Source organism: Sulfurimonas sp. NW9 (assembly GCF_051132275.1).
GTDB lineage: Bacteria > Campylobacterota > Campylobacteria > Campylobacterales > Sulfurimonadaceae > Sulfurimonas > Sulfurimonas hydrogeniphila.
Window position 1 is genome coordinate 2169540 of the sequence record NZ_CP093236.1, and the last position, 23867, is coordinate 2193406.

At 39.7% G+C, this 23867-nt stretch carries 28 protein-coding genes; 3 read left to right on the plus strand and 25 right to left on the minus strand.

The genetic code is table 11. From position 1 onward, the window contains the following. Positions 1 to 6: 6 nt before the first annotated feature. The 3 genes from MLC44_RS12220 to MLC44_RS12230 are packed head-to-tail and all read right to left on the minus strand — an operon-like array spanning position 7 to position 3262. Positions 7 to 1266 carry an adenylosuccinate synthase gene (locus MLC44_RS12220; protein ID WP_151899413.1) on the minus strand — a complete coding sequence of 420 codons (1260 nt, stop codon included), beginning with the start codon at positions 1264 to 1266 and terminating at the stop codon, positions 7 to 9. A gap of 19 nt (positions 1267 to 1285) precedes the next feature. After that, on the minus strand, positions 1286 to 2134 hold the full coding sequence (locus MLC44_RS12225) for an ATP phosphoribosyltransferase regulatory subunit (protein WP_151899412.1): 849 nt from the start codon (positions 2132 to 2134) through the stop codon (positions 1286 to 1288). Beyond that, the gene (locus tag MLC44_RS12230) at positions 2135 to 3262 is read right to left on the minus strand and encodes a pyridoxal-phosphate-dependent aminotransferase family protein (protein WP_434657572.1); all 1128 of its coding nucleotides are present in this window, start codon (positions 3260 to 3262) and stop codon (positions 2135 to 2137) included. Between the two features lie 90 nt (positions 3263 to 3352). Between MLC44_RS12230 and MLC44_RS12235 the strand changes: the two genes are divergently transcribed. Continuing rightward, entirely contained in the window at positions 3353 to 4123 is a 771-nt protein-coding gene (locus MLC44_RS12235) for an undecaprenyl-diphosphate phosphatase (RefSeq protein WP_151899410.1), read from the plus strand. Between the two features lie 145 nt (positions 4124 to 4268). Here the strand turns inward: MLC44_RS12235 and rdgB are convergent, their stop codons facing one another. Beyond that, a complete protein-coding gene (gene rdgB / locus MLC44_RS12240) occupies positions 4269 to 4859 on the minus strand; it encodes an RdgB/HAM1 family non-canonical purine NTP pyrophosphatase (protein WP_151899409.1) in 591 nt (196 codons plus the stop codon). A 111-nt stretch (positions 4860 to 4970) separates the two neighbouring features. Between rdgB and MLC44_RS12245 the strand changes: the two genes are divergently transcribed. Together MLC44_RS12245 and MLC44_RS12250 are read left to right on the plus strand one after the other, a co-directional pair. Then, positions 4971 to 6296 (plus strand): MFS transporter, encoded by a 1326-nt coding sequence (locus MLC44_RS12245; RefSeq protein WP_434657575.1) that lies wholly within the window; start codon positions 4971 to 4973, stop codon positions 6294 to 6296. 65 nt (positions 6297 to 6361) lie between these two features. Further along, positions 6362 to 6808: a hypothetical protein gene (locus MLC44_RS12250; RefSeq protein ID WP_434657578.1), complete on the plus strand. Its 447-nt coding sequence runs from the start codon at positions 6362 to 6364 to the stop codon at positions 6806 to 6808. Here MLC44_RS12250 and MLC44_RS12255 read toward each other — a convergent pair. The 21 genes from MLC44_RS12255 to thrS all read right to left on the minus strand — a co-directional run bounded on the left by MLC44_RS12255 (position 6789) and on the right by thrS (position 23867). Then, positions 6789 to 7106 (minus strand): hypothetical protein, encoded by a 318-nt coding sequence (locus MLC44_RS12255; protein WP_434657581.1) that lies wholly within the window; start codon positions 7104 to 7106, stop codon positions 6789 to 6791. The genes MLC44_RS12250 and MLC44_RS12255 overlap by 20 nt on opposite strands. Next, positions 7103 to 7996, minus strand: a complete 894-nt coding sequence (locus tag MLC44_RS12260) for a right-handed parallel beta-helix repeat-containing protein (RefSeq protein WP_434657584.1) — start codon at positions 7994 to 7996, stop codon at positions 7103 to 7105. Before MLC44_RS12260 ends, MLC44_RS12255 begins: the two co-directional genes overlap by 4 nt. Before the next feature lie 19 nt (positions 7997 to 8015). Then, on the minus strand, positions 8016 to 8297 hold the full coding sequence (locus tag MLC44_RS12265) for a hypothetical protein (protein ID WP_434657586.1): 282 nt from the start codon (positions 8295 to 8297) through the stop codon (positions 8016 to 8018). Positions 8298 to 8304: 7 nt separating this feature from the next. Further along, positions 8305 to 8541 (minus strand): PAS domain S-box protein, encoded by a 237-nt coding sequence (locus tag MLC44_RS12270; RefSeq protein WP_434657588.1) that lies wholly within the window; start codon positions 8539 to 8541, stop codon positions 8305 to 8307. 9 nt (positions 8542 to 8550) lie between these two features. Continuing rightward, entirely contained in the window at positions 8551 to 9018 is a 468-nt protein-coding gene (locus MLC44_RS12275) for a nitrous oxide reductase accessory protein NosL (RefSeq protein WP_434580515.1), read from the minus strand. Positions 9019 to 9026: 8 nt separating this feature from the next. Then, a complete protein-coding gene (locus tag MLC44_RS12280; protein ID WP_151899403.1) occupies positions 9027 to 9854 on the minus strand; it encodes an ABC transporter permease in 828 nt (275 codons plus the stop codon). Continuing rightward, a complete protein-coding gene (locus MLC44_RS12285; protein ID WP_151899402.1) occupies positions 9855 to 10493 on the minus strand; it encodes an ABC transporter ATP-binding protein in 639 nt (212 codons plus the stop codon). A 3-nt stretch (positions 10494 to 10496) separates the two neighbouring features. Next, positions 10497 to 11402, minus strand: coding sequence for a NapH/MauN family ferredoxin-type protein (locus MLC44_RS12290; RefSeq protein ID WP_151899401.1), 906 nt, complete (start codon positions 11400 to 11402; stop codon positions 10497 to 10499). Between the two features lie 2 nt (positions 11403 to 11404). Further along, complete coding sequence (locus MLC44_RS12295; RefSeq protein WP_151899400.1) at positions 11405 to 11905, minus strand: c-type cytochrome; 501 nt, start codon at positions 11903 to 11905, stop codon at positions 11405 to 11407. Continuing rightward, positions 11902 to 12516 carry a c-type cytochrome gene (locus MLC44_RS12300; RefSeq protein ID WP_230973289.1) on the minus strand — a complete coding sequence of 205 codons (615 nt, stop codon included), beginning with the start codon at positions 12514 to 12516 and terminating at the stop codon, positions 11902 to 11904. The genes MLC44_RS12295 and MLC44_RS12300 overlap by 4 nt, the downstream gene beginning before the upstream one ends. A gap of 8 nt (positions 12517 to 12524) precedes the next feature. Further along, entirely contained in the window at positions 12525 to 13268 is a 744-nt protein-coding gene (locus tag MLC44_RS12305; RefSeq protein ID WP_434580519.1) for a 4Fe-4S dicluster domain-containing protein, read from the minus strand. A gap of 25 nt (positions 13269 to 13293) precedes the next feature. Continuing rightward, positions 13294 to 14508: a nitrous oxide reductase family maturation protein NosD gene (locus MLC44_RS12310; protein ID WP_151899398.1), complete on the minus strand. Its 1215-nt coding sequence runs from the start codon at positions 14506 to 14508 to the stop codon at positions 13294 to 13296. Between the two features lies 1 nt (position 14509). Next, the gene (locus MLC44_RS12315) at positions 14510 to 15295 is read right to left on the minus strand and encodes a cytochrome C (protein ID WP_151899397.1); all 786 of its coding nucleotides are present in this window, start codon (positions 15293 to 15295) and stop codon (positions 14510 to 14512) included. A gap of 153 nt (positions 15296 to 15448) precedes the next feature. Continuing rightward, positions 15449 to 18055: a Sec-dependent nitrous-oxide reductase gene (gene nosZ / locus MLC44_RS12320; RefSeq protein ID WP_434580520.1), complete on the minus strand. Its 2607-nt coding sequence runs from the start codon at positions 18053 to 18055 to the stop codon at positions 15449 to 15451. Between the two features lie 109 nt (positions 18056 to 18164). Further along, the gene (locus MLC44_RS12325) at positions 18165 to 19118 is read right to left on the minus strand and encodes a hypothetical protein (protein ID WP_151899395.1); all 954 of its coding nucleotides are present in this window, start codon (positions 19116 to 19118) and stop codon (positions 18165 to 18167) included. Beyond that, positions 19111 to 19779: a Crp/Fnr family transcriptional regulator gene (locus tag MLC44_RS12330; protein ID WP_151899394.1), complete on the minus strand. Its 669-nt coding sequence runs from the start codon at positions 19777 to 19779 to the stop codon at positions 19111 to 19113. Before MLC44_RS12330 ends, MLC44_RS12325 begins: the two co-directional genes overlap by 8 nt. 7 nt (positions 19780 to 19786) lie before the next feature. After that, complete coding sequence (locus tag MLC44_RS12335; RefSeq protein WP_434657591.1) at positions 19787 to 20236, minus strand: hypothetical protein; 450 nt, start codon at positions 20234 to 20236, stop codon at positions 19787 to 19789. A gap of 71 nt (positions 20237 to 20307) precedes the next feature. Then, a complete protein-coding gene (locus MLC44_RS12340) occupies positions 20308 to 20913 on the minus strand; it encodes a YeeE/YedE thiosulfate transporter family protein (RefSeq protein ID WP_230973288.1) in 606 nt (201 codons plus the stop codon). Next, positions 20903 to 21415 carry a YeeE/YedE thiosulfate transporter family protein gene (locus MLC44_RS12345; RefSeq protein ID WP_346389757.1) on the minus strand — a complete coding sequence of 171 codons (513 nt, stop codon included), beginning with the start codon at positions 21413 to 21415 and terminating at the stop codon, positions 20903 to 20905. Before MLC44_RS12345 ends, MLC44_RS12340 begins: the two co-directional genes overlap by 11 nt. 128 nt (positions 21416 to 21543) lie before the next feature. After that, on the minus strand, positions 21544 to 22062 hold the full coding sequence (infC, locus tag MLC44_RS12350) for a translation initiation factor IF-3 (RefSeq protein WP_188110014.1): 519 nt from the start codon (positions 22060 to 22062) through the stop codon (positions 21544 to 21546). Further along, entirely contained in the window at positions 22059 to 23867 is a 1809-nt protein-coding gene (gene thrS, locus MLC44_RS12355; protein ID WP_151899391.1) for a threonine--tRNA ligase, read from the minus strand. Before thrS ends, infC begins: the two co-directional genes overlap by 4 nt.

Genomic DNA, 23867 nt, shown 5'->3' on the forward strand with positions numbered 1-23867 from the left:
GTATCCTTATAAAATTATTGTATCTTCTCTTTCCGGTGATGTAGAAATTATACCGACTTTTGTTTTACTTATCTCTTCAATAAGTTTCACATAATCCTGCGCAGATGCCGGCAACTCTTCAAAAGTTCTCACGCCCACTGAATTGTCCCAGCCTTTAAAAGTTTTGTAAACCGGTTTGACATTTTCCAGATCAATCGGTACATAATCTATAGTCTTGCCCTTATATTCATAGGCAACGCAGACTTTTACCTCATCAAAACCGTCAAGAACATCAAGTTTCATCAGTGCCAGTTCGTCACATCCGTTCAGACGGCTTGCATAACGGGTTGCAACCGCATCAAACCAGCCACAGCGTCTTGCCCGGCCTGTAGTCGTTCCAAACTCATTCCCCTGTTCCCCAAGACGTCTACCGGCTTCACCGAGGTCTTCACTCGGAAAAGGCCCGTTACCCACACGGGTACAGTAGGCTTTGACTATCCCTGTCACTTTACCGATATCTTTTGCATTGAGTCCAAGACCGGTACAGGCTCCTGCACTCACCGTTGAAGAAGAAGTCACATACGGATAGGTTCCGTGGTCGATATCAAGCATCGTTCCCTGGGCACCCTCAAGCAAAACACGTTTGCCTTCACTGTCCAGAGCCCGCCATACCATCTGTGTTGTATCCGTAATATAAGGTGCCAACTTTTCTTTATAGCCTTTAAGCTCTGCCAAAAGTTCCTCTTTTTTCGGTGCATGCAGATCCATAACATCAAAAATAGGCTTGTTAAGCGCAAAATAGTCCAAAATAGTCTGACACAACTTCTCAGGATCCAGCAGTTCGCCCACACGATGTCCGATGCGGTTGATTTTGTCAGAGTAGGCAGGTCCTATCCCTTTTCCTGTCGTTCCAATTGCTTTATCGCCTTTGAGCTTCTCTTTTGCCTGGTCAATCTCTGCATGGTATGCAAGATTGAGATGTGCTTTATCTGAAATATAAAGACGTCCCTCAAGATTTTCAAACTGCTCCATCTCTTTGATAATAGAAACAGGAGAGAGAACAACACCGTTACCCACTACATTGACGGCTTTTGGATTCAAAACACCCGAAGGAATGAGATGCAGTGCATATTTGACTCCGTCCACCCAAATCGTATGTCCCGCATTGTGCCCACCCTGGGAGCGACAAACCATATCATATTCCATTGCAAGTTTATCAACAATCTTGCCTTTGCCTTCGTCTCCCCACTGGATTCCGACAATCACATCTGCTTTATTTGTATACATATTTTCTTTTCCTCTTTTTCTATTGCTCTAATGCTTCACACAAAGTATCTGTATAAATTGCAAACCCTACAGATGTTAAATCTGAATCTTTATATCTTCCGCCCCGTGCATAGACTTCATTGCCTACTATGCATCTGAAAAACAGCTCATCATAATAAAGCATTTTTGCATAATACATTGGTGCCAAAACAGCATTTTCACAGGCAATTTCCGCGCACAGTTCTTTCATCTTCAACAGTTCTTTTTTGATTGCTTCGGGTACCTTGTGAAGCACATCATCTATCTGCTCCACATACTGCAGATAAACAAGTTCGCTCAGCCATTCGACTTTGAGATTCAAAAACTTGTCAATGTTGATATGTCTGAAATCATCTATAGTCAGTTCATCAAACATTGCAACCAGCAACTCGGGTATCTTAATATTGGAAATCTGCATCAGAGGCTTTACATGTAAGCGTTCAAAAATCTCTATTGCCAGTGTTGCCACACAAGAGAGTTTTTTCTCCCCCATAAATTCCACACCGACCTGATACTGTTCGTTTGTCGGGTAGGTAAACACAGGCTGGATATAAAACCACTTTTTCTGTTTCGTATTGCTTCCGAGTCTTTTTTTTATAATGCGTACAACATCTATTGTCGAGTCTGCACGTAAAGAAAGCGCATTGTTCTTTTCATCATTTATACGAATCAGCTCTCTTTGATCTGCAATACTTTGATGCTGATGGTAGGAAAACACAGGAGTTACTATCTCTTCGTAGCCATTTGCATCAAGAATATCACTTGCAGTTTTTTCTATCTGGCGTTTTATCTTGGCGGATTTGCCAAAATAAAGCTTTGAACCATTGGGTATTTCATGTTCAAGTATCATTTATATCTCTTTTTTTTCTAATACGGTTTTAAAATAAACCTCATTATAGACTTTTGAAGCAATGCCCGCATACTCCAAACGTCCCAAACGGTGCAAGATCAACTCTATCGCATTGACAACCCAGAGAGATTCATGCGGTGCAATCAAGCCCATCTGGTTTATACGGAATATTTTACCTTTTAAATGGTCCTGTCCGCCGGCTACATTTACCCCGTACTCCTCTTTTAAAGCGGAGCGGATTTTTGCCGCATCTTTGTCATCAATGGTTGTCATACTTTTAGCAGGCACTTTGGGGTAAGAGTGCAAACCTATCGCTTCGAGTGCCGCTCTTGTCGCTTTGGCACGTCTGGCTGTATTGCAATACAGCACGCCGAATCCGCCCTCTTTTTTTATTGTCTCCAAAACTTCCAAAAGACCGATAACAAGTGTCGTAGCAGCAGTATAGGCTGTCGTGTTCTGGCGCTGTTTTTTGATTTCGGACGCAAGGTTAAAATAGTAGCCTTTGCCCTCGCCGATTTTATCTATCGCGGCATTGCTGAGTCCGATAATGGCAAGTCCAGGAGGCAGCATAAGTGCTTTTTGGCTGCCTGCAATCAACGCATCAATATTTGTCACATCTATACGTTCGACACCGACAGCGGTAATCCCGTCTGCAATAATCATAATATCCGGATTGATTGCCTTGAGCGCCTCTGCTATCTCTTCCACGGGATGTCTCAGTCCGCCCGCACTCTCAGAAATCTGCACAGCCACAGCATCAATGTCGCTGTTGGATTTTACAGCGGCAACAACATCTTCAACACTGACAGGTGTGTCCCACTCATTTTTTATCTCAATATTTTTGAGTCCGTGTGCTTTGGCAATTTTTCCAAAACGCTCGCCGAATTTTCCTGAATTGACACTTAAAAGTGTATTTTTACACAGGTTGACTACTGTTGCTTCCATAGCGCCTGTTCCGCTTGATGCAATCATAACAACTTCATCAGTAGCAAAAAGTTCAAAAAGATGTTTTCGTGTTTTTTCAAAAATAGCTTCAAATTCAGGGGTACGATGGTGCATTGTCTCATCAGCCATGGCATTTCTAACATTTTGCGGTACTGGTGTAGGACCGGGTGTAAAAAGTAACATATGTAATTTCCTGTGAGTTTTAGGTTGTTTAAAAATAAAACCTCGTATTATATCGAAATAAGTTTAAATTTTAAAAAAGAAGGTTCTTTCATGACATTGTCTGACTCTGTTTTACTAGGTATAATTGAAGGTTTTACCGAATTTCTTCCCATATCTTCAACCGGTCATCTGATTGTAGCGAGTCAATTTTTGGGTATAGACCAGACAAATGTCACCAAAGCGTATGAAGTTATCATCCAGTTTGCAGCTATTTTGGCTGTTGTTCTCAACTACAGAGAAAAATTTACATTCAAACATATTTCATTATGGACAAAAGTTTTTCTTGCCTTTTTGCCTATCGGTATTGTCGGTTTCATTTTTTCACACCAGATCAAAGCACTTTTCAGTATCAATATTGTTGCGATTATGTTTATCACAGGCGGAATTATATTTTTGATTGTCGAAAAATTTTATATTCCCAAAGAAAAAAAACTTACAGAAGATGTCGAAGATATTACACTCAGGCAGTCTTTGTGGATTGGTATTGCACAGATTTTTGCACTCATCCCCGGAACTTCACGTGCGGGAGCAACAATCATCGGGGCCTTACTGGTCGGTTTGAACAGAAAGGCCAGTGCGGAATTCAGTTTTTTGCTTGCTTTTCCCGTAATGAGTGCCGTGAGTGGATATGATCTGCTCAAACATTATCATGAATTTTCTTCTGCAAACATCGAAGCTTTGGCGGTCGGCTTTGTTGTTGCTTTTGCTGTTGCCTATCTGACAATCAAGCTCTTTTTGAAATTTTTGGAAAAATTCACCTTTGTTGCCTTTGGTGTATACAGAATTCTTTTTGGTGTGATACTTTTAACGCTATTTAACTAATGGTACACTTTTTGCTGAGTCTCTCCTGTGAGACATTTTAAATCTATAAGGAGATATCATGCAAAGAATCAGCCGATACAGCGATCACTTACATGTATTACTCAGTAAATTAGAAAAAACATTCTATCTGGCAAGCCGTAAATTCTTATAAGCTTTTTAAAATTTTACCCGCCAGTTTTAAAGCCTGGGAGCGGTGAGAAAGCTCTTTTTTGACTTTTTCATCCAACTCGCCCAGTGTTTTTTCATACCCCAGCGGTACAAACATCGGGTCATATCCAAAACCGCCTTCCCCTTTTGCCTCAGTAATCGCCTCTCCGTGCATCCATCCGTGTACTGTTTTTTCAATGCCTTTTGTTACAATGGCAATGGCTGCCGTATAATGTGCAGGAGAGTTCGTCACACCTTTTGCTTTGATATCCTGCATAAGCTTGTGCAGGTTCTCTTTGTCATCTGCCCCTTCTCCTCCGTATCTGGCACTGTAAATTCCCGGTGCACCTTCAAGCACATCCACACTTATACCACTGTCATCAGCCAGTACAATTGCATTTTCATTACCCAAAGCCTTATAAACCGCACGTGCTTTAATCAGTGCATTCTCCTGAAAAGTATCGGCATCTTCTATAATTTCAAAAGCATCAATTAAATCTGTATAGGGCACTACTTCATATTCACTGCAAAGTTCTTTGATCTCTCTTACTTTTCCCTTGTTTGATGTTGCTAAAACCAGTTGTTTCAATTTCTTTCCTTAAATTATCTTTTAAATTATATTATTTATCTTTTGCAAATCAATTATAAATAATAGTTGCTCTATAATTACAAAATTATACACTAAAACAAAAGGATTTTTATGTTCAAAAAAGTTTTACCACTCTCCAGTATTCTTTTTCTCAGATTTTTAGGACTTTTTCTCGTTTTACCGGTTCTTTCCGTTTATGCTCTTGACCTGGAAGGGGCCACGCCTTTTCTTGTCGGTGTTGTTGTCGGCGGCTATGCCCTGACACAGGCTGTTTTTCAGGTTCCTTTTGGAAGCATGAGTGATAAAATCGGAAGAAAACCGACGATACTCTTCGGTCTGATCATCTTTTTGGTCGGTTCGCTTATCTGTGCCTACTCAACAGATATATATACCTTGATGTTTGGGCGTTTTTTGCAGGGCGCCGGCGCTATCGGTTCTGTTGTCACTGCTATGATTGCCGATTTGGTTGAAGAGAAGCAGCGCGGCCATGCAATGGCAATCATGGGCGGGTTTATCGCTATGAGTTTTGCTGCTGCTATGGCACTCGGTCCGGTTATCGCCGCAGAATTCGGTATCAGTGTTATCTTCGTTATTACGGCGATCTTGTCACTGGTTGCCATTGTTATTCTATTTGTCAAAGTACCGACACCTCCAAAAATAAAACACATTTACCATGGAAAAACAAAAACGGCAGATATTTTAAAAGACCCGAACCTTCTCAGTATGATTATTATCAATGCAATGCAAAAAGGTCTGATGACTGCCGCATTTGTCATCATTCCCGTCTTTTTGACCAAGCCGGAATACGGTTTTGGCTGGGAAAAGAGTGATCTGTGGATGGTCTATGTGCCTGCAATGATCGCAGGACTTATTGCGATGGGACCGGCTGCTGTATTTGGAGAAAAAAGAAATATTCCAAAACAGATCTTTTTACTCTCTATCATCCTGTTTATCGCTTCATTTGTGATGATGGGAACAACAACTTCAAGTGCCGTATTTATCACTGCCGTTATCTTCTTTTTTGTGGCCTTTAATATGATGGAACCGCTTGTGCAGTCTATGATCAGCAAGTTTGCCAAAGTACACCAAAAAGGTGCCGCTTTGGGTATAGCAAACTCTGCGGCATATTTTGCAACCTTTTTGGGCGGTACCTTTGCCGGACTCTATCTTGATGTCAGCTCCAGAGAGACTTTGGGACTCACCATCGGTGCCATTGGTCTTTTATGGCTTCTGTGGACACTCTTGAAAATGAAAAATCCTACAAGATATTCTCATTTGATTATTCCACAAAATGAAGTCGACTTTGATAAACTCAATGCCCTGGAAAGCGAACATATTGCAGAGTGGTTCATCAATGAAACAGAGCATGTCGTCGTCATAAAATATGCAACGGAAAAACTCGAAGAAGAGACTCTCAAAGCACAGATAATTAAATAATACTTGACATATATCATCTTCTAAAGAACAGGAATAAGTTAGAATAATCAAAAAGGGATTTGCCTATGCGATTATTCTTCTTCTCAGTCACGCTTGTTTTGGGCCTGCTGAGTATAACCGGATGTGAAAAAAAGTCTGCCGTACAGGCCCACGAAGTCCATTTTGACAGAGATATGTGTGCACGCTGTGCAATGGTTGTCAGTGACCGGAAAAACACGGTCCAGGTCATCAACCCCTCAAACGGAAAATATTACCCCTTTGATGATATTGGCTGCATGGTTCTTTGGTTTCATGATGAACAGATTCCCTGGAAGGACAAAGCTGTTATCTGGGTGACAGATGCAAAAACAGGAAAATGGATTAATGCAAGAACTGCCTACTATGACACTGAAAACATTACCCCAATGGCATACGGATTTTCTGCTCATGCTTCCAAAAATGATATAGCAAAAGATCAGGAGATTATAGATTTCAATGAAGTGCTCAGACGTGTCAAAAAGATCGGAAGATAGGTTTTTTGTCCTCCATAATTAAATCCGGCTCGATAAAAGGAGCAAGTTTGAGCAAAAAATCAAGCAGACTCATCACCGGAGCCGCGTAAAAGAACTTGACTTTGTTGTTCTCCTGCCACAGCAGATCAGCATGCTGGTAGACACGGTAGGGTGTATCGCCTATACCGTCACTGTTTGCATCAAAACCGTCATACCTGTCCCAGTAATTATACTCCACAACATTGGAAGCATCAAAATCACCTCCGATATCCTTGAGCACATCATCAATATTTCCAAAAAATTTATTATGTACAATCATGTTGTCTCTGATAGAGGCGTGAAAATGCAGGCTTCGGCATTATAGGCTATTTCATTGTTTTTAAAAAAGCGTTTCATTCCCCGCGCTTTTTCAGCCCCTTGAATATAAATACCTTTTGCGTTATAACGCACACTGTTGCCTGTAAATACAAAATTGGAAACACTGCCTATCATCACGCCGATTCCGGCTGCTCCTGTTGAACTGTAAATTTTGTTTGCAATAACCTGCGTATCTTTTGCACCCATAAACATCATGCCCACAGAATTATACATGTAGCTGTTGTTTTTAAATATATTTGCATTACTGAGTTCGAGATGTGTCGCAAACCTGTTGTGTGCAAATTTATTTTTCTGAAAAAGATTATGATGCGAATAGCGCAGCGTCACATCCCGTGCATCATGAATGTTGTTTGCTTCAATGGTGTTGTAGTGTGAATAGTAAAGTTTCAAAGCGTTTCCGCGCAAGGCAATATCATTTTTTGCAACAGTGATATCATTTTGCAAAACCAAAGAGTTTTGCACCATATCCATGTCAATTCCATACAATACATTTTTCAGTGTACAGTGGCTGATTTCACAGTACTTTACCTGTTTCAGGCTAATTGCTGCATCAATAGAGCGCATGTTTTTTCCGCTGTTTGTGATAATTATGTTTTTTAAACGTACATGTGCGCTTTGTATCCTGACAACAGAACCTCTTCCTTCTCCCCTGATTTCAACCTGATTGCCAACCCCGATAATTGTCAGCGGTTTCTTAATAAGAATATTTCCATGATAAATACCGTTTTGAAGCTTAATGACGGCACCCGCGGATGCCTGATCAACAGCTTCTTGCAAGGAGTTTGCAAAAAGAGAGGAGATAAAAATTACAAAAAGTATGAGGAATTTCATTCTGTTTTGTACCTCAACATCAGTAAAACTTGTGAATCTCTTCCATAATATCTGCAAATTCTATTGTTTCGCCTTTTTCTTTTAAAAACGAGATAAGATATTTTTCGCTTGCTGCAAGACCCTCTTTTTTCTCTATTTCCAAAAGTCTGGCATACAGGTCCGCTATGATTTCAATAACATGCCTTGATATGGTCTTTCGTGAAGCATGATACCCTATGATTTTCCCGGTGTCTGTGTCTTTTCTGATTTCAAACTCGGTAAATATCCAATAGTAGCGCCCGTCTTTTGCCAGATTTTTCACAACAGCATTAATGTTTTTTCCCCTGTTTTATCGTCTCCCATAACAGTTTAAATACTACTTTTGGCATATCCGGATGACGCACAATACTGTGAGGCTGTCCCAACAGTTCTTCTTCCGTATACCCTGAAACTTCCTGAAAATAATCATTGGCATAAGTGATCTTTCCTTTTTCGTCTGTTTCACTGACGATGTATCGTTTCGGATCCAGCTGAATCTCTTCATCTATTGGTGTCGGTTTTGTCATTTTTCCCTCCTACAGGCTGTCGTTGAGCCAGTTGATAAGTCCTCTGTTAATCTCTCTGAATCCGAGAATGCGTTTTCCCTTGTGCCTTTTTGCAAACTCTTCCGCTCTTTTATATGAGTCAAAAGGCACCAGGTCATCACCCGAAGGAGAGGTCGTATCACTTCCGTACACATAAAAGGCACCTTTGGCTTTGATAGGTTCTGCCGTTGCAAAATCAGTCACATAGATGTTTTTGAAATCACTCTCCTGTTTTATGCCGTATTCAGGCCATGCGGCAGGCCGAAAATAAAATTCAAACATGGATTTTGGAGAAACAAAAAATATTTTCTTTCCGCTTGCCAGTTCTATCTTCGCGACCCATGTCGGATATTTGTAGACTTTCATCTGTCTTATCAGCCCTGTCGTATTTTTGTCATAATTCATCTCATACGAAAACAACAGTGTTGCAAACAGGACCATACTCATAATTTTTTTCATAACAGCTCCTAGACCAAATCTTTTTTCTCAAATATTTTATATCCAAGATACGCAAACCCAATCCCCAAAACAAGAGGATACCCAATAGCAAGCAGTACAAAAGTTGTCTGACTTACAGAGTCAAGTATATAATAGGCAACCGGGCCCATCACTGTCAACTGTGGATCAAACAGTGATATGGCTGCCACCCGGAAAATCTCCATAGGGTTTAACAGTGCTATGGTGATAATCAAACCTTCACTAAAACGCTCCTGCATCATCAGTGATATAAGGGCAATGTCTATAAATGCCAGTAAAAATATCCAAATAAAAAATGCGATACCCAAAGCCACTTCGGAAGATTTTACAAAAGAGGAGATAAAAAAAGCAATGCCCAGAAATGTGGCACTCATCGCAAACAAAAGCCCGGTATACAAAAAGAAAATACCCCAGGGAATTTCGGCTCCCTTAAAAGCACCGTAGACAACGGCAATCACCATCGCAAAAACAACAGGCAGATAGACGGTAATAAAACGCCCGATAATCTTCCCCCAGTAATACTGCTTTAAAGAGATAGGAAAAGAGAGCATATACTCCAAAATATGACTGTCTCTGTCCCCCGAGATGGAACGAACCGTAGTAATCAAAATAAATATAGGCAAAATAACAATCGTTATCTGAATATACATCAACAGCAGACGGCTCAGCCCGCTGAATCCCATTACCTGCGATTCCGTCACCCCTGCAATAAAAAACAGGGCAATCAGACCGCCAAACACAAGGGAATAGACTAAAAACCATTTCGCCCGGATTGACTCTTTTAAATCCAAGTATGCAATTAAATATAAATTTTTCATTTAAAATCTCTCATCTGATACAATTTTTCCCATATCCATATAGATCTGCCTGTTGACCAACTCTCTTACCTCTTCAAGCCTGTGCGTTACAAAGAGCAAAACCTTCTCCTGCTCATTTTGCCTGAGCAGTCTGTAAAAATCATCTCTGGCTTTTGGATCAAGGTTTGCCGTCGGTTCATCATATATGATAATGTCACTCTTCTTTGCCAAAGAGATTGCGATAAGAAGCTTCTGTTTCATTCCTCCGCTGAGTTTGAAAAATGATTTGTTCAAATTGGCATTTATATCGAGTTTCATTTCATTCGCATAATGTTTCACCAACTCTTTGTCCACCTCGGCACTCACACAGACATACTGTATCAGTTCGTCAATACTGAGCTTGATAGGCGGAGGAAGCTGCGGCACAAAACTGATATGGGACAAAACATCGACTCTCTTTTTTACAGGATTCAATCCGTTAATCAGCACCTCTCCGGCATCAGGATGGTAATATCCCAAAATCGAACGGATGAGTGTTGTTTTTCCTGCACCGTTTGCGCCCATAAGTGCTATGGATTCGTTTTTCCTAAATTCACAGCTGACATTGTCAAGGGAAATATTCTGTCCGAATTTTTTTGTTACATGGGATATCTGAATCATAATTTACACCAAACTTTTTAATCGAAAATCGAAATTGAGCGCATCTTCATGGCAAACATCTATACATCTTCCGCATAAAGTACAGTCCGCACCCGTAATGTACTCTCTTGTGATGCCTTCTTCTTCTCTCTGTTTGTCATATTTTGCCTTTGTGATTTCCAAAACCTGATTTTCAAAACAGACATCATGACAGACCATACAGTGGTCACAGTTGTCATTCCATTCAACACGCAATGCGGAGACTTTTCCTATCATACCATAGGTTGTGCCTATCGGACAGATATATGTACACCAGGCCCGGCGTGAAAAAAAGACCTCAAAAGCCAGCACCACCAAAACCCAGACAAGTGCCAGACTCCAGCCGTACGCAATTGCACGGGAGAGTATTCCCACGACATTAAATGTTTCAAAAACAAGATAGCCGCTTGTAAATGAGAGTATAAGAAAAATCACCCAAAAAGCATAACGGATTCGATGATCAAACCTTCTCTCTTTTATAATTTTTTTATGCACCAGCGTATCATGCCATTTTTCGCCTATTTCGCTCAATATTCCATAAGGACAGACCCAGGCACAATAGCTCCTGCCCCCAACCAAAATATAAAACAGCACAATCGTACTCACACCGATAATGATGTTTATATGCAGATGGTGCTCTGCCATCAGCATCTCTAAAGTTGTAAAAGGATCAATCAGGTGAAAGCCTAAAAAACGTGAACCGTTTAATGTTCCTTCAAGCATTTGAATATCCACAGCAAAAGATAAAAAGAACATCAGATGAATTACTATAACAAGAATCCATCTTTTGGCTCTGTAGCTCAGAACCTTTTTCCCCTCTTTTGTTGTGTTATAGAATGTTGACCAGAAAGTTGTTCTTTTTATCGTCTCTCTATTATGATACTTATCCATTTTTATTCCTGTTTCACTGCTTGTGCTCTTGCCGGAAACTCACCTATTTCATTGGCAAACCTGCGTAAATCCTCTTGTGTCATATGAATTAAAAGCCCTTTCATCACCAGGTTTTCTTTTCTTCCCGATTTAAAGTCTTCAAGTTTTTTGTAAATTGTCTCCGCACTTTGTCCGAAGAGCTTCGGTCCCATCAGTTTTTTCCCGTACTGCATACCGCTGCCGTCTACACCGTGACAGGAAGCACATTTGCTTTTGTACGCATCACTTACTTTAAAACCTGCAACATTGCCGGCCTTCTCTCGCAATGCACTTAATGCTTCGTTCTCTTTTTCTCTGTCACTCTTTTCCTGTGGTTGGCTCTCTTGCACAGCAGCTGTTCTGTTGCCGATATCTGCAATAATTTTTCCGTGTTCGCCTCCGTTGTATGCACCTCCGTTCATAGCCGTCCACGCCATCAGTCCAAAAATTACAAGTGTTAAGATTCCTACAATTATATTTTTCATTCTCTGCCCCTCATCTTGTTAATCTCTTTATTAAAGGCATATATTTCATCTGCCATAGCTCTAATCTGTTCGTCACTCATCATCTGGATAAGGTCATTCATCAAAGGATTGGACTTCTTTCCGGTTTTAAAATCCTGAATTCTATTGTATATATAGTCCGCTTTTCTCTCCAGAAGCGACGGCCCGATAACCCCGTTTGCATAATCATTGTGACAAGGTGCACATCTGACGATAAAGTTTTTGCTTAGTTTTTTTACCAGCATCGTGACCTGAATCTGTTCATAGGGGCTGCGTACATGTAAATTGGCATCAATGTCAGTACGCTTTTTTGTATTGACTTCCTGCACACTCTCTTTCTCTCCGTAATCATAATAAAACGAGTTATTCTGTGTTTTTCCATTCTCCTGCCGGGCCACTTTCACCGCATGCGCATTTTTATTTTCAACTATTTCAATCTTTGGACTGCTCTTTTGATTTTTAGCAGACAGAGATTGCTCTTTTTGTGATCTGTCCTCTTTTGAGTCACTGCATGCGCTTAAAAGTGTCAGCAAGACCAACGACGAAGTAAGAACAAAACCCTTCATACTCTTTTTTCTTTTATCTGTTTTCATGGGATTTCCTATGTTGTTTTTTCATAATACTGTTCGTATGTTACTCTTGGTTTGACGACTATCGACGGTTTTTGCGTCGGGCAGACCTCCTGACAGGCTCCGCATCCTATACACCCGTCATATATTTCAGGGCGCTTCCCTCCCTGCGCATCCGGAACCATAGCGATGGCACTTAAAGGATTGGGAACCGGGCACATATCGGCACACAGCGTACACTCTTTTCCCTCATACCCGTCAAATTTTTCAAGAAGCTGCAATTCCTGACTTGTCACATTGTTGACAGAGGCGGTAAAGGCTTTCATTTTGTCATTGTAGCCTTTTGGTACCGGAGTATTTGTCATTGCCAGACAGGTATCGGGAAATTCCAGTACGGCAACTCCCATCTGAATATCTTCGGGTTTTGAGCAACTGTGGTCCAAAGCACCGCTTGGACAGGCCAGCACACAAGGAACGGCATCACAGGCATAACATCCCCGGATATTTGCATCTATGTAAGGCGTCCCCTCGCCTGCTCCCTTGGCAATATCTGCCAGTTTTATAGAGTGGTACGGGCACACCTGCAGACACTGCCCGCATTTAATGCATAAACCTAAAAACTCTTTTTCAGGAACCGCCCCCGGCGGACGAAGCCGATTCTCTTTTGCCTGCAAATACGGGCTCAAAACAATACCGCCTCCCAGAACCAGTCCCAAAACACCCAATGTAGAGTACTTTATAAATTCTCTTCTGTCTGTTTTTACTTGCTTTGCCATAGTGTTCCTTTTTTGTTAACTTGAGTCATAATGGTTTTACCACTCTTGGTTTCTTGTCTTCCATCAAAAAAAGCGGTTTCGTAAAAGGTGCCAGTTTTGCCAAAAAATTAAGAAGTGAGATAACCGGTGAAGCATAAAAAAATTTCACATTAGAGTTATAAACCCACAGTTGGTCAGCATACTGATACACTTTATGCGGTGTATCGCCTATGCCGTCGTGATTTTTATCAAAACCTTCATATTTGTCCCAGTAATTTCCCGATATTTCATTTTCGTTTGTCTTGCTGCCTCTGCTGTCATTGACAATATCCTCTATATTCCCCTGTATGATATTGTTTTTAATAATATTATTCTCACTCAGGGAGTGAAAATGCATTGCCTCGGCATTGTACAAAATCTTATTGCCCACTATTGTATTGTGTGTTCCCGGTTCAAAAGGGGATCTGTCTATATAAAGTCCCTGTGCACAGTAGATGACCGTATTGTCTTTTATCGTAAAATTGGATGCATCTTTTAAGCCTATGCCCATTCCTGTGGCACCCTGAGAGCTTTTAATCACATTGCCCACGGCTATGGAGTCTTGCGAATACATAAAAAATATACCCACAGAATTGAGCTCGTAGTAATTGTTTTTTATAATGTTTTTTCCCGCATACATAAAATGCAAAGAGTATCTGCCGTCTTTTCCAAAGTTCTCCTCAATCAGATTTCCGTGGGAGTACCAGACAACCATATCCCGTGATTTGATCAGTCTGTTGCCCCGGACAATATTGTCATTGGAATACCACAGCTTTAAGCCGTCTCCTCTAAGCCCCAAAGCAAAAGGTTTTGAACTGATGGTATTGTTTTGAATGATAGAGTTGTCGACCATTTGCAGATCTATGCCAAACAGACAGTTTTTGATTGTACAGTTGCTTATCTCGCACTGTTTGGACTCACTCATTGCAATAGCCGCATCAACATTCTCATGCCTGTCACCACTGTTGATGATCGTCAGATTTCTTAATGTCACATACGAGCTTTTGCTTGTTATGACCGTTCCGTTATTCTCTCCGTCAATAATCACACCTGCTTCCTGCCCTATGATTGAGAGCGGTTTGTTAATGACAACAGAGCCTTTGTATATACCTTTTGGGAGTTTCAGAATTGAGCCTGCAGGAGCTTTGTCTATAGCTTCTTGCAGAATATTTGCATTTAATCCGTTACAATACAAAAGCAATACAAATATTCTTAGAAGCATTTTATTTCTCTTCCATCTCTTTAAAAGCTTTCTGTTTTGCGAAAAAAGCCAAAATACTGAAAAAACTGATAAGCAACAGCATGTAAAAACCAATGGTTGGGTAGGAGTGTGTTGTAAACTGTGCTATTTTTCCGTCACCAAACACAGTCGGCATAAAAGGCTTGATTTTAAAAGCACCCCAGTCATGCAGACTGTGCCCAAAATGATACAGCCAGTAGGAGTAATCAGCTATAAAGATAAGCGGCAGTGCGGCAGGAATCAGCATAATGTAATTAAAGATTTTTTTATCATAGGCAATAAACAAAATAATTCCCAAAGAAAGAAATAAAAGAGCATAAATTCCGATTGCACGTTCTATATGACCGCCTGCCCACATAGGGTCCATACCCACATAGTGGTTGATTGTATTCATTTCATGTACTTCTCCACTGTATCCGTCAAAATGGAAAAAGACAGGTATCCCTTCCGGAAATGCCTCTTTCGGATAATTTGGAGCTTCGAGAGAAACCGCCCAGATAGGCAGAGATGCCGGACCGATTTCAGCCCCTTCTTCTATCATCTTCTCTAAATTGTTTCTGGCGTCTTTAGGTGTTGCAACGCTTTTATATCTTCCTTTGTTGTATAGATTCCATACACTTTTACTGACCGATGAGACTTCATTTGCCTTCCCTTCTTCTATTTTATTCAAGGTTCCGTGAAAAGCTATCATTGGCAGTGTAAATGAAAATGTTAAAATCAGTAAAGCTATTGTGGCAAATATTTTGGCTTTTATGAGACTTGGATGCATATTTTATTCCTTTACTATAAGTGATTATAAACTTAAATATAGACTTAGTTAATTGTATCTAATTGTTTGGGGTAAATTTAATGATATATATCAATTTTTCATTGTGGAGGAGGAAAAAAAGCATTCCTCCTCCCTGTTGACATACTGTTGTGTTTAAAACAGATTTGCATTCTCATCGACCCATTTCAGGTATTCAATGATATTTTTGACTTCTTTTTCATTCATATGCTGATTCGGCATTTTTAGATTAAAGTAATCTATCATACTTTTCACATACGGATCATCATATTTGGATGCAGGATCCATAATGAAGTCTTTGACCCATTTCTCAGCATTTTCATGACGGAGTAAAACACCTGTGAGGTCTGGCCCAGAAGATACTTTACCGATAACATGACAACCGCCACATCCGCCTTCGCCAAATGCCCGTTCACCGGCAGCAGCAGCAGGAGACTGTTTTGTTGCAACTTTTTTCACTAACAAATCTTTGGCACGGATACCGACATCTGCCGTCTTGACCATATACTGCCAAATCATATTTTCAAAAAGAATTGCTTTTTCATAGTCGCCTTTTTTGACGGCTTCATCAGCTTTTTTCTTTTGTTCCGGAATTTTTCCGTACTGGTCAAGTGCATCTTCTACAAGTGCTTTGACTGTAGGATATTTTTCGTAATGATTTTCTTTTAGGAACTTGACAACAGACTGAATAACCGCATCTGTTGCATTGTTCACAGCTACAGTCTTTTCATACTCGGCTTTAAGCTCAGCTTTTGACATTTTTTTCATTTTAAGCTTTTGTGCGCTGACATATTTTTTGTTTGGATCTTTGACCATCAGATAACCCATCATTTCTAAGTGAAGGGCAGAACAAAACTCTGTACAGTAGTAAGGGAAGACACCCTCTCTGTCCGCTTTGAATTTAAGTTCTACAGTCTCTCCCGGTTCCAATGATCCGTGTACATTGTAGTTATCTACTGTAAAACCGTGTGTCTCATCTTCTGCTCTTTCAAGATTTGTCAGATAAAAGATTACAGTATCTCCTTTGTTCACAGTAACCCGTTCAGGATTAATATGGGAACGGACCAATGTACCGTAAATATATACTTTATTGCCTTTTCTTACAATTCTTTCCTGTCCTGCAAGCGTTTTTCCTACATGCATTTTACCCGTTTTCGGATTTGTACCCATTTTGTAGCGTACTTCAGGATGCAGTTTACTCGCACGAATTGCAACCGCCTGGTGTGGTTCACCCAACGGAATCGGCATATCATACAAAAGGTCCATTTTTCTGCCTCTGATATCAATCAGCTGGTGATTTTGCGGATGCAGAGGACCAACCGGATTAAATCTGTCAATAGCAAGTTTGTTCAAAGAAATTACATATTTTCCCTGCGGATCAGCCGATTTTCCTTCCATACTGCACAGGTGTCCAACATTATAATGCACATTGACTTTGTCAAGGACTTTCAGTGTTTTGTAGTTCCATTTTACAATTTGTGAATCCACATAAAGTGACGTATAGATTTCACCGTCTTTCCAGTTTTTGCCATACTGGTTGTGCAATGGCCCAAGACCCAACTCTACCTGACCGTGTAAAGATTTTTTCATATCCAAAATAGGAATCCCGTAAGGATCTTTTCCTGCATATTCATGGTTATCAATCAGTTTTTTGATTTTACTCCATTTAAAAACAGAAGCATGTGTATCAAGTTTTCCACAGATAGTGATGTATTCACCATCAGGAGAGACATCAACACCGTGCGGAGATTTCGGTTCAGGAATTAAAAACAGTGCATTGTTGGCCACTGCCACACTCATAGGAATAACCTTCATTCCGTTGACAACTTTTACATTTTTTTTGTTTTTAGAAAGCTGGTAGAGTTTTTTCCAGTTGTATACATGTAAAAAGTCAGTATCATTTCTTGACATTCCTGCCTCAAACGGTGGCATTCCGACTTCTATACCGCCTGTGTACATCTCTGTATTGAAAGAGTTTGTAAAACCCCATCCAAAAGAGGCGCCTTTTCCGGCATCACTCAAATCCTGCATATAAGGAGGCATCTCAATCGTAAATGAATCTTTTGGTTTGATACGACCGATTTTTGGATCAAAACTCCATACAGTCACACCGCCCCGATATGTCTCTTTGTACTCTTCTATCGGGTGATAGTTATTGTCATACGGCGCAGCGTACTGACATGCTTCTAAAATATGTTTTGAGTTTGGCGTAAAGAAAGAGCCGCCGTGTTCTGATTTGAAAACAGGATTCACAACAATCTGTTTGGTTTCAAAATCATTTAAATCAATTACAGCCAGACGAGGATTTGCCTTATCGTTGATAATAAGCCATTTTCCGTCATACACCCCTTTTGTCTCAGAGAGTGCCGGGTGGTGCGTATCTCCCCAGGTGATTGATTTTCCCCGGATTTTTCCTTGTGCCAGGATTTTTTTGGAATCCTCGTCATATCCGTAGCCCTGCCATGGTTCCGGCGTAAATACGGCAATATATTTTAATATTTTCATAGATGGAACACCGTAGACAATTATCTGTCCGGACTGTCCACCAGAACTAAATACAATAAATTCATCTCTGCCACCGCTTGGTGTGTATGTTTTTGCAGCATGAATAATATCGTTTTCCGTAAGTCCCCTTGCCTTCATTACTTTTTGCAGTTCACCGCCGATAGCTGCCGACGCAACAGTCGCCATCAGTGAAGTGCCTAAAATAAGTGAAGTCAGCTTACTTAAATGAGTAGCCATTGTATTCTCCTTTTTTCTTTCATTTTGAGAAATTTTCCCAAATGATAGAAAAATCTTAATACACAAAGGCATCTAATAATTTGACCTTGGTCAAATTATTCAATTAGTTTTATTTTTTAAAGTTGTCCAAATGTATTTTCAGAGAATGGAGTTTCTGCAGAGATGTAGTGAGTTCTTCCAAAGATTCGATAAGGATATCCTCTTTTTTTACCAAATTTTTGTCAAGTCTGTTTTCTTCATCCATCACAGCAATTAATTCCAGCAAATCCTCTATACTTTTTTCTGTCTCTTCGAGTGATTTAGAAGCAGCCTGGATGGACTTGCTCGAATTTTCAATTGATTTGTCTATCTTTTGAACAAGAAAATTAAAAGCATCCGCTGCCTGTGTCACATCAGCAATACTGCTCTTTTCTTCTATCGGCTCCACACCAAGTACCGTTGATTTTTGCACAATTTTTTTAGAAGTATGGAGAAATTTCTGAATAAATCCAAGCAAAGATTTTAATTGGGAAAAAAGGTATAAAAGCAAAAGAAGCAAAACAACAAACAGCGTAACTTGAATAGTTTTATTTTTATGCTGCAGTGTGTCAAAATATTTTTTATGCATTTTTATCAGTTTGTTGAATTCTACTACAAGCTGCAGATTTGTATCATAGATATCTTTGACCAGTTTGTCAATTACAATGTTTGTATAACCGTTGTGTATCCGGGAGGCATCTCTGAATTTTTGCACAAGCAGATAAAAGTTATTCCACAGGGAAATAATTTTTTCCGACTCCTGTTTGATATCTTTTGAAAATATCTTATCGAGTATCTCATCTTTGTTGTTCATATTTTCAACAAAAGACTGTATATATTTGTCTAACTCTTCTACTGAAGCATCTTTGTTTTTATACATAAAAAAGATATTTTTCGCAATCTCCTGTGTAAATGCTTTTTGTTCGTTAATCACTTTCAAAAGTCTCAAATTTGCTTCATTATGCGCAGCAATATGTTTGGAGTACAGGGCAAGCACTATGGAAAGAAAAAAAATCAATGCCCCTAGAAATTTTATTTTAGTCATCAATTTTATCCTTGTATATATTTTGCAAACCTCTTTGACTGATGATTTTTACCTGCCCGTGTATTATATCAATAATATTGTTTCGTTTTAATCTGTTAAGAACACGTGAAAGTGTTGCCGGCTGAATATGCAGCATCAGGGATATCTCATGGCGCTTGAGTTTGTTAAACATTTGCAAATCATCATAAAGCATCATGCTGACCTTCGAAACAGCATCAAAGATAAATTCCCGATTGATTAAAGATTGTAATTGTAATGATCTTTTTACAATCTCACCCGTAAATTCCTTTTGCAACAGATGTGTTTCTAAAAAATACTTCTTGAATTTTTGATAATTTATACTTAAAACCTGGGAATCTTCAATCAGCTGAATATTTGAAAAGGACCGGAGTTTTTCAGCATCAGTATCCGAAATCTCCGATATCATTGAATCTGCATATATGTAGTGCAGCACAACTTCATTATTGTGTTTGTCAATTTTATAGGCTTTTGCCATACCCTCGCACAGAAAAAACAGTTCATTACACTCTTCATTTTCATACTGAAGCATATACTCTTTTTTATAATGATGCAGCAAGGATATGGATGCAAGTCGCTCCAGGTCTTCATCTTCCAAAGAGGAAAAAAAATTCTGAGACCGTATGATATTTTTAATCGGCATAAGAGACTTATCGACTGGTTAGATTCGGGCATTTCTCTTGAGTGATTTTAAACCTGAACAATACCCTGCCTGTTTTTTCGCTTTTGTAAACATAAAGAGTATCAATTCCGGCAAGCAAAAATTTTTCTGAAGTTTTACAGACACCTGTCGTGATTGCTTTTTGCATTCTGCTGTGGTCTTCTTTTTGAACAGTTGCATCACTTTTTTTGCCGGTATCGATAACAAATGTATATACCAGCATGTTCTTGTCATTAATGATACTTGTGACAGTAGTATATCTGTCGACTTTTTGAGGCAGTGTTTTGGACATCTCTTTTGCCGCGAGCGCAGCAATTTGAATATTTTGTTTTTTCAATTCTTCTAAAGGAAATTCCTGTGTATCCAATTCTGGTGTTTGCGCTATTGCAAACTGGAATAAAATTCCAAACAGTATTGCTATTCTTTGTATCTGCTGCATATCTATTTCCTTTTTTAAGGAATATTATACAGAAGAAAATCCGGTGAAAAGATGATATTTATCAATAAATATTATTCTTGCAGCTGTTGCAGATCCGCTTCATCAAACTCTTGGCGAAGAGGAATAACAATACTCACAATAATAAGAACAATACCAAAAATAAAGACACTTAAATTTTCATGTCCCTGAAAGTAGGATACCAAGGTTGTTTTTCCAAGACTCTCACCCATGATTTTTTTAAAAAAATCGAAATAAACAGTAAAGACCAGCCCGCCGAATATTCCGCCGATGGCTCCCACAAGAACATCAATGCGTCCTTCTGCAATAGATACGGGACCGGTTCCCGGACATTTTCCCAGTATTGCCATAGAAATACCAAAAATCGTACCGCCTATAATCAGTCCGCCTAAGATGATCGGCTTTGGATGGTACGATGCATATCCCGCTTCCACCATAAAATAGAGTCCTATAGAGGCTAAACCTATTGCCAAAAAGAGCATTTTAGGCACCACTGTATCTCTGAGCATTGCAAAACCGGCAATTTTTTCAAACTTGTCCACCCTGCTGTACTGAATCAGTACACCAAACACAAGCCCTATCATAAAAACGACAAATACCGAACCGTGGGATTCATTGGAGACAGTCGTAAACATGTTTAAGATTCTATCAAACATCATTTGCCTCACTTTTATAAAATACTTTTCCTGTAATAATCAGACTTAAAAGAACTACTCCGCCAAAAATCATACTGCTTATAGCCGTCTGTGCCATCCCGCTTAAAAAATGCCCGCTTGTACATCCGCCTGCCAGGCGCGCACCTATTATAAGAAAAAAACCGCTGACAAAACTCCAAACAAGCCGTGATATGACTGAAGAGTTTTTATATTTTTTCCAGCCTGTGGGCATAATACTCAAACGAAAAGTTTTTGTGACAAAGACAGAGGTCAAAAAACCGCCTGTCAGAGCACCCAAAAGCATTACCCCTTCCCAGGCACCGGCAAAATGTACCTCTTTGAGATAAGGGTATTTTTCGGGACTTAAATCAAAAAGTATCCCTGCGAAATAAGGCACATAGGTTGATGCTCCAAAAGGCCTGTTTGCTCCAAATACTGAAAATGTAAACAGTACCAACAACGCCATTAAGATTCCGGCTAACCACCACGGCATACGTCTAATCATAATAATCCTTATATAATAAATTACATGTAATTATAATACTATTTTTGTTAATTGATTGTTATCTTACTGATAAGAGAAGAAAATAATAAAGCCTTTAGGCTTTATTATAGAAGAAAATTGAAAAAAAGTTACTTCTTCGGAACGACATACATATTGTAATAACGTCCTTCAAATTTTGGCGGTTTTTCCATGACTGCGATGTCTTCAACCATAGGCCATACCTGCATAAGTACCTCTTTTGCAGCTTCAGGATGTGCCATTTCACGACCACGCAAAAAGACTCTGAATTTTACATGATAGCCTTTTTCAAGGAACTCTCTTGCATGCTTGACCTTGTAGGCAATGTCATTTTCTGCAATTTTCACCGAAAGTTTAATCTCTTTGACAACAATTTTTACCTGATTTTTTCGCTGCTCTTTAAGCTTTTTCTCTTCTTGGTATCTAAACTTGCCATAATCCATGATTTTCGCAACAGGCGGCTTGGCATTTGGAGCAATCAGCACAAGGTCTAAGCCCAATTCATTTGCTTTCGTCATAGCTTCATCAGTAGAGATGACGCCTAAAGACTCACCTCCATCTACATTACATCTCACCTCTGGAACACGGATGTCATCATTCATGATAACGCGGTCTTTGTTTTTACTCAAAAATTTACCTCATTTATTTTAGTTTGTATAAGTTTCAAGAATTCCTCTTCACTTAAGTTGTACTGCTCTCTAGTTCGTCTGTCGCGAATGGCTACAGTTTTGTTTTTAATCTCTTCATCCCCGATGACAACTATCATAGGAACACGGGTTTTTTCTGCAGTTCTGATTCTTTTGTTTAAAGAATCATTTTTCGCATAGATTTCACTATCGGCATTAATATCGATAAGTTTATCTGATAAAAGCTTAGCATATTCTTTATGTGTTTCTGCAACAGGAACAATTGCTACCTGTGTAGGGGCGATAAACATCGGAAATTCTCCGGCATAATGCTCTGTCAAAATCCCTATAAAGCGTTCAAATGAGCCTAAAATGGCACGGTGAATCATTACCGGCTGAATTTTATCATTCTCTTCGCCGTTGTATTCAAGTTTAAACCGCTCAGGAAGATTAAAATCAAGCTGAATTGTTCCACACTGCCACTCACGTCCGATGGCATCGGTGATTTTGATGTCAATTTTAGGGCCGTAAAATGCTCCCCCGCCTTCGTCTATTTCATAAGCCAGTTCGTTTTTATCCATTGCATTTTTTAGTGCCTGTGTAGAAATTTCCCACACTTCATCACTGCCGACCGCTTTTTCAGGTTTTGTAGAAATCATCATTTTATAATCAAATTCAAAAGTAGACATAATTTTATCCACAAAATCAACTACTTCAATGATTTGTTCTTCAATCTGATCTGCACGACAGAAAATGTGCGCATCATCCTGTGTAAATTCACGTACACGGAAAAGCCCGTGCAAAGCCCCGCTTGCCTCATGACGATGCACAACGCCGTATTCAAAGTATTTAATCGGTAAATCACGGTAAGAGTGCAGTTCATCTTCATATACTTTGATATGCCCGACACAGTTCATCGGTTTTACCCCAAATTCAAGCTCATCTATATGGGTAAAGTACATGTTTTCACCGTAGTTTTGATAATGCCCTGATGTTTTCCATAAATCAGAACGGAGCATTTCAGGACCGCGTACAGGCTCGTATCCGCGTTTTCTGTGTGCTTTAAAAAGTAAAGACTCCAGTCTTGCACGCAAACGCCCTCCGGCAGGCAGCCAGATAGGAAAACCGGCACCGACTTCTTCACGAAAGGTAAACAGTTTCATCTCGTTGCCGAGTTTGCGGTGGTCCCGTTTTTCAGCTTCGGCCAGCATTGTCATATGCTCTTTAAGCGCTTCTTTTGTTGCAAATGCTATACCGTATATACGTGTAAGCATTTCGTTTTTGGAATCTCCGCCAAGATAGGCACCGGAGATTTTTGTCAGTTTAAAGTATCGGATAAGACCGATATTTGGCAGGTGCGGTCCGCGGCAAAGGTCTTCAAACTCACCCTGCTTGTAAATACTGACTGTATCACTCGGAATTCTTTTCATGACTTCAAGCTTTAAATGGTCGTTTTTAAACTTCTCTATCGCTTCTTCTTTTGTAATTTCATACTTTTCTATCGGGTACTTTTTCTTAGCAAAAGAGAGCATCTGTTTTTCAATCTTCTTTAAATCAGCCTCACCAATTTCAGCAGAAGTTTTAAAGTCATAATAAAAACCCTCTTTGACAACCGGTCCCACATAAAATTCAGCATCAGGATAAAGTGACTTAATAGCCTGAGCCATAAGGTGTGCCGTTGAGTGACGCAGAACTTCCAAAGACTCAGGAGAGTTGTCAAGGTGAATCTGCTCACCCTCAAAGCCCAGCTCTTTTGCTGTCTGTGTATCTATAATTTCACCGTCTCTTTTTATAGCAATTTCATTCAA

Bases quoted from the DNA above. Each gene is read 5' to 3' on its own strand.
- MLC44_RS12340 (WP_230973288.1), bottom strand. From the start codon at position 20,913: ATGATGTTTGATAGAATCTTAAACATGTTTACGACTGTCTCCAATGAA.
- MLC44_RS12220 (WP_151899413.1), bottom strand. From the start codon at position 1,266: ATGTATACAAATAAAGCAGATGTGATTGTCGGAATCCAGTGGGGAGAC.
- MLC44_RS12285 (WP_151899402.1), bottom strand. From the start codon at position 10,493: ATGATTCAGATATCCCATGTAACAAAAAAATTCGGACAGAATATTTCC.
- MLC44_RS12245 (WP_434657575.1), top strand. From the start codon at position 4,971: ATGTTCAAAAAAGTTTTACCACTCTCCAGTATTCTTTTTCTCAGATTT.
- MLC44_RS12310 (WP_151899398.1), bottom strand. From the start codon at position 14,508: ATGCTTCTAAGAATATTTGTATTGCTTTTGTATTGTAACGGATTAAAT.
- MLC44_RS12300 (WP_230973289.1), bottom strand. From the start codon at position 12,516: ATGAAAACAGATAAAAGAAAAAAGAGTATGAAGGGTTTTGTTCTTACT.
- MLC44_RS12275 (WP_434580515.1), bottom strand. From the start codon at position 9,018: ATGAAAAAAATTATGAGTATGGTCCTGTTTGCAACACTGTTGTTTTCG.
- MLC44_RS12330 (WP_151899394.1), bottom strand. From the start codon at position 19,779: ATGCCGATTAAAAATATCATACGGTCTCAGAATTTTTTTTCCTCTTTG.
- MLC44_RS12315 (WP_151899397.1), bottom strand. From the start codon at position 15,295: ATGCATCCAAGTCTCATAAAAGCCAAAATATTTGCCACAATAGCTTTA.
- MLC44_RS12325 (WP_151899395.1), bottom strand. From the start codon at position 19,118: ATGACTAAAATAAAATTTCTAGGGGCATTGATTTTTTTTCTTTCCATA.
- MLC44_RS12235 (WP_151899410.1), top strand. From the start codon at position 3,353: ATGACATTGTCTGACTCTGTTTTACTAGGTATAATTGAAGGTTTTACC.
- MLC44_RS12280 (WP_151899403.1), bottom strand. From the start codon at position 9,854: ATGAAAAATTTATATTTAATTGCATACTTGGATTTAAAAGAGTCAATC.
- MLC44_RS12290 (WP_151899401.1), bottom strand. From the start codon at position 11,402: ATGGATAAGTATCATAATAGAGAGACGATAAAAAGAACAACTTTCTGG.
- MLC44_RS12260 (WP_434657584.1), bottom strand. From the start codon at position 7,996: ATGAAATTCCTCATACTTTTTGTAATTTTTATCTCCTCTCTTTTTGCA.
- MLC44_RS12225 (WP_151899412.1), bottom strand. From the start codon at position 2,134: ATGATACTTGAACATGAAATACCCAATGGTTCAAAGCTTTATTTTGGC.
- MLC44_RS12295 (WP_151899400.1), bottom strand. From the start codon at position 11,905: ATGAAAAATATAATTGTAGGAATCTTAACACTTGTAATTTTTGGACTG.
- MLC44_RS12305 (WP_434580519.1), bottom strand. From the start codon at position 13,268: ATGGCAAAGCAAGTAAAAACAGACAGAAGAGAATTTATAAAGTACTCT.
- nosZ (WP_434580520.1), bottom strand. From the start codon at position 18,055: ATGGCTACTCATTTAAGTAAGCTGACTTCACTTATTTTAGGCACTTCA.
- MLC44_RS12255 (WP_434657581.1), bottom strand. From the start codon at position 7,106: ATGATTGTACATAATAAATTTTTTGGAAATATTGATGATGTGCTCAAG.
- MLC44_RS12230 (WP_434657572.1), bottom strand. From the start codon at position 3,262: ATGTTACTTTTTACACCCGGTCCTACACCAGTACCGCAAAATGTTAGA.
- MLC44_RS12270 (WP_434657588.1), bottom strand. From the start codon at position 8,541: ATGACAAAACCGACACCAATAGATGAAGAGATTCAGCTGGATCCGAAA.
- MLC44_RS12335 (WP_434657591.1), bottom strand. From the start codon at position 20,236: ATGCAGCAGATACAAAGAATAGCAATACTGTTTGGAATTTTATTCCAG.
- MLC44_RS12345 (WP_346389757.1), bottom strand. From the start codon at position 21,415: ATGATTAGACGTATGCCGTGGTGGTTAGCCGGAATCTTAATGGCGTTG.
- MLC44_RS12250 (WP_434657578.1), top strand. From the start codon at position 6,362: ATGCGATTATTCTTCTTCTCAGTCACGCTTGTTTTGGGCCTGCTGAGT.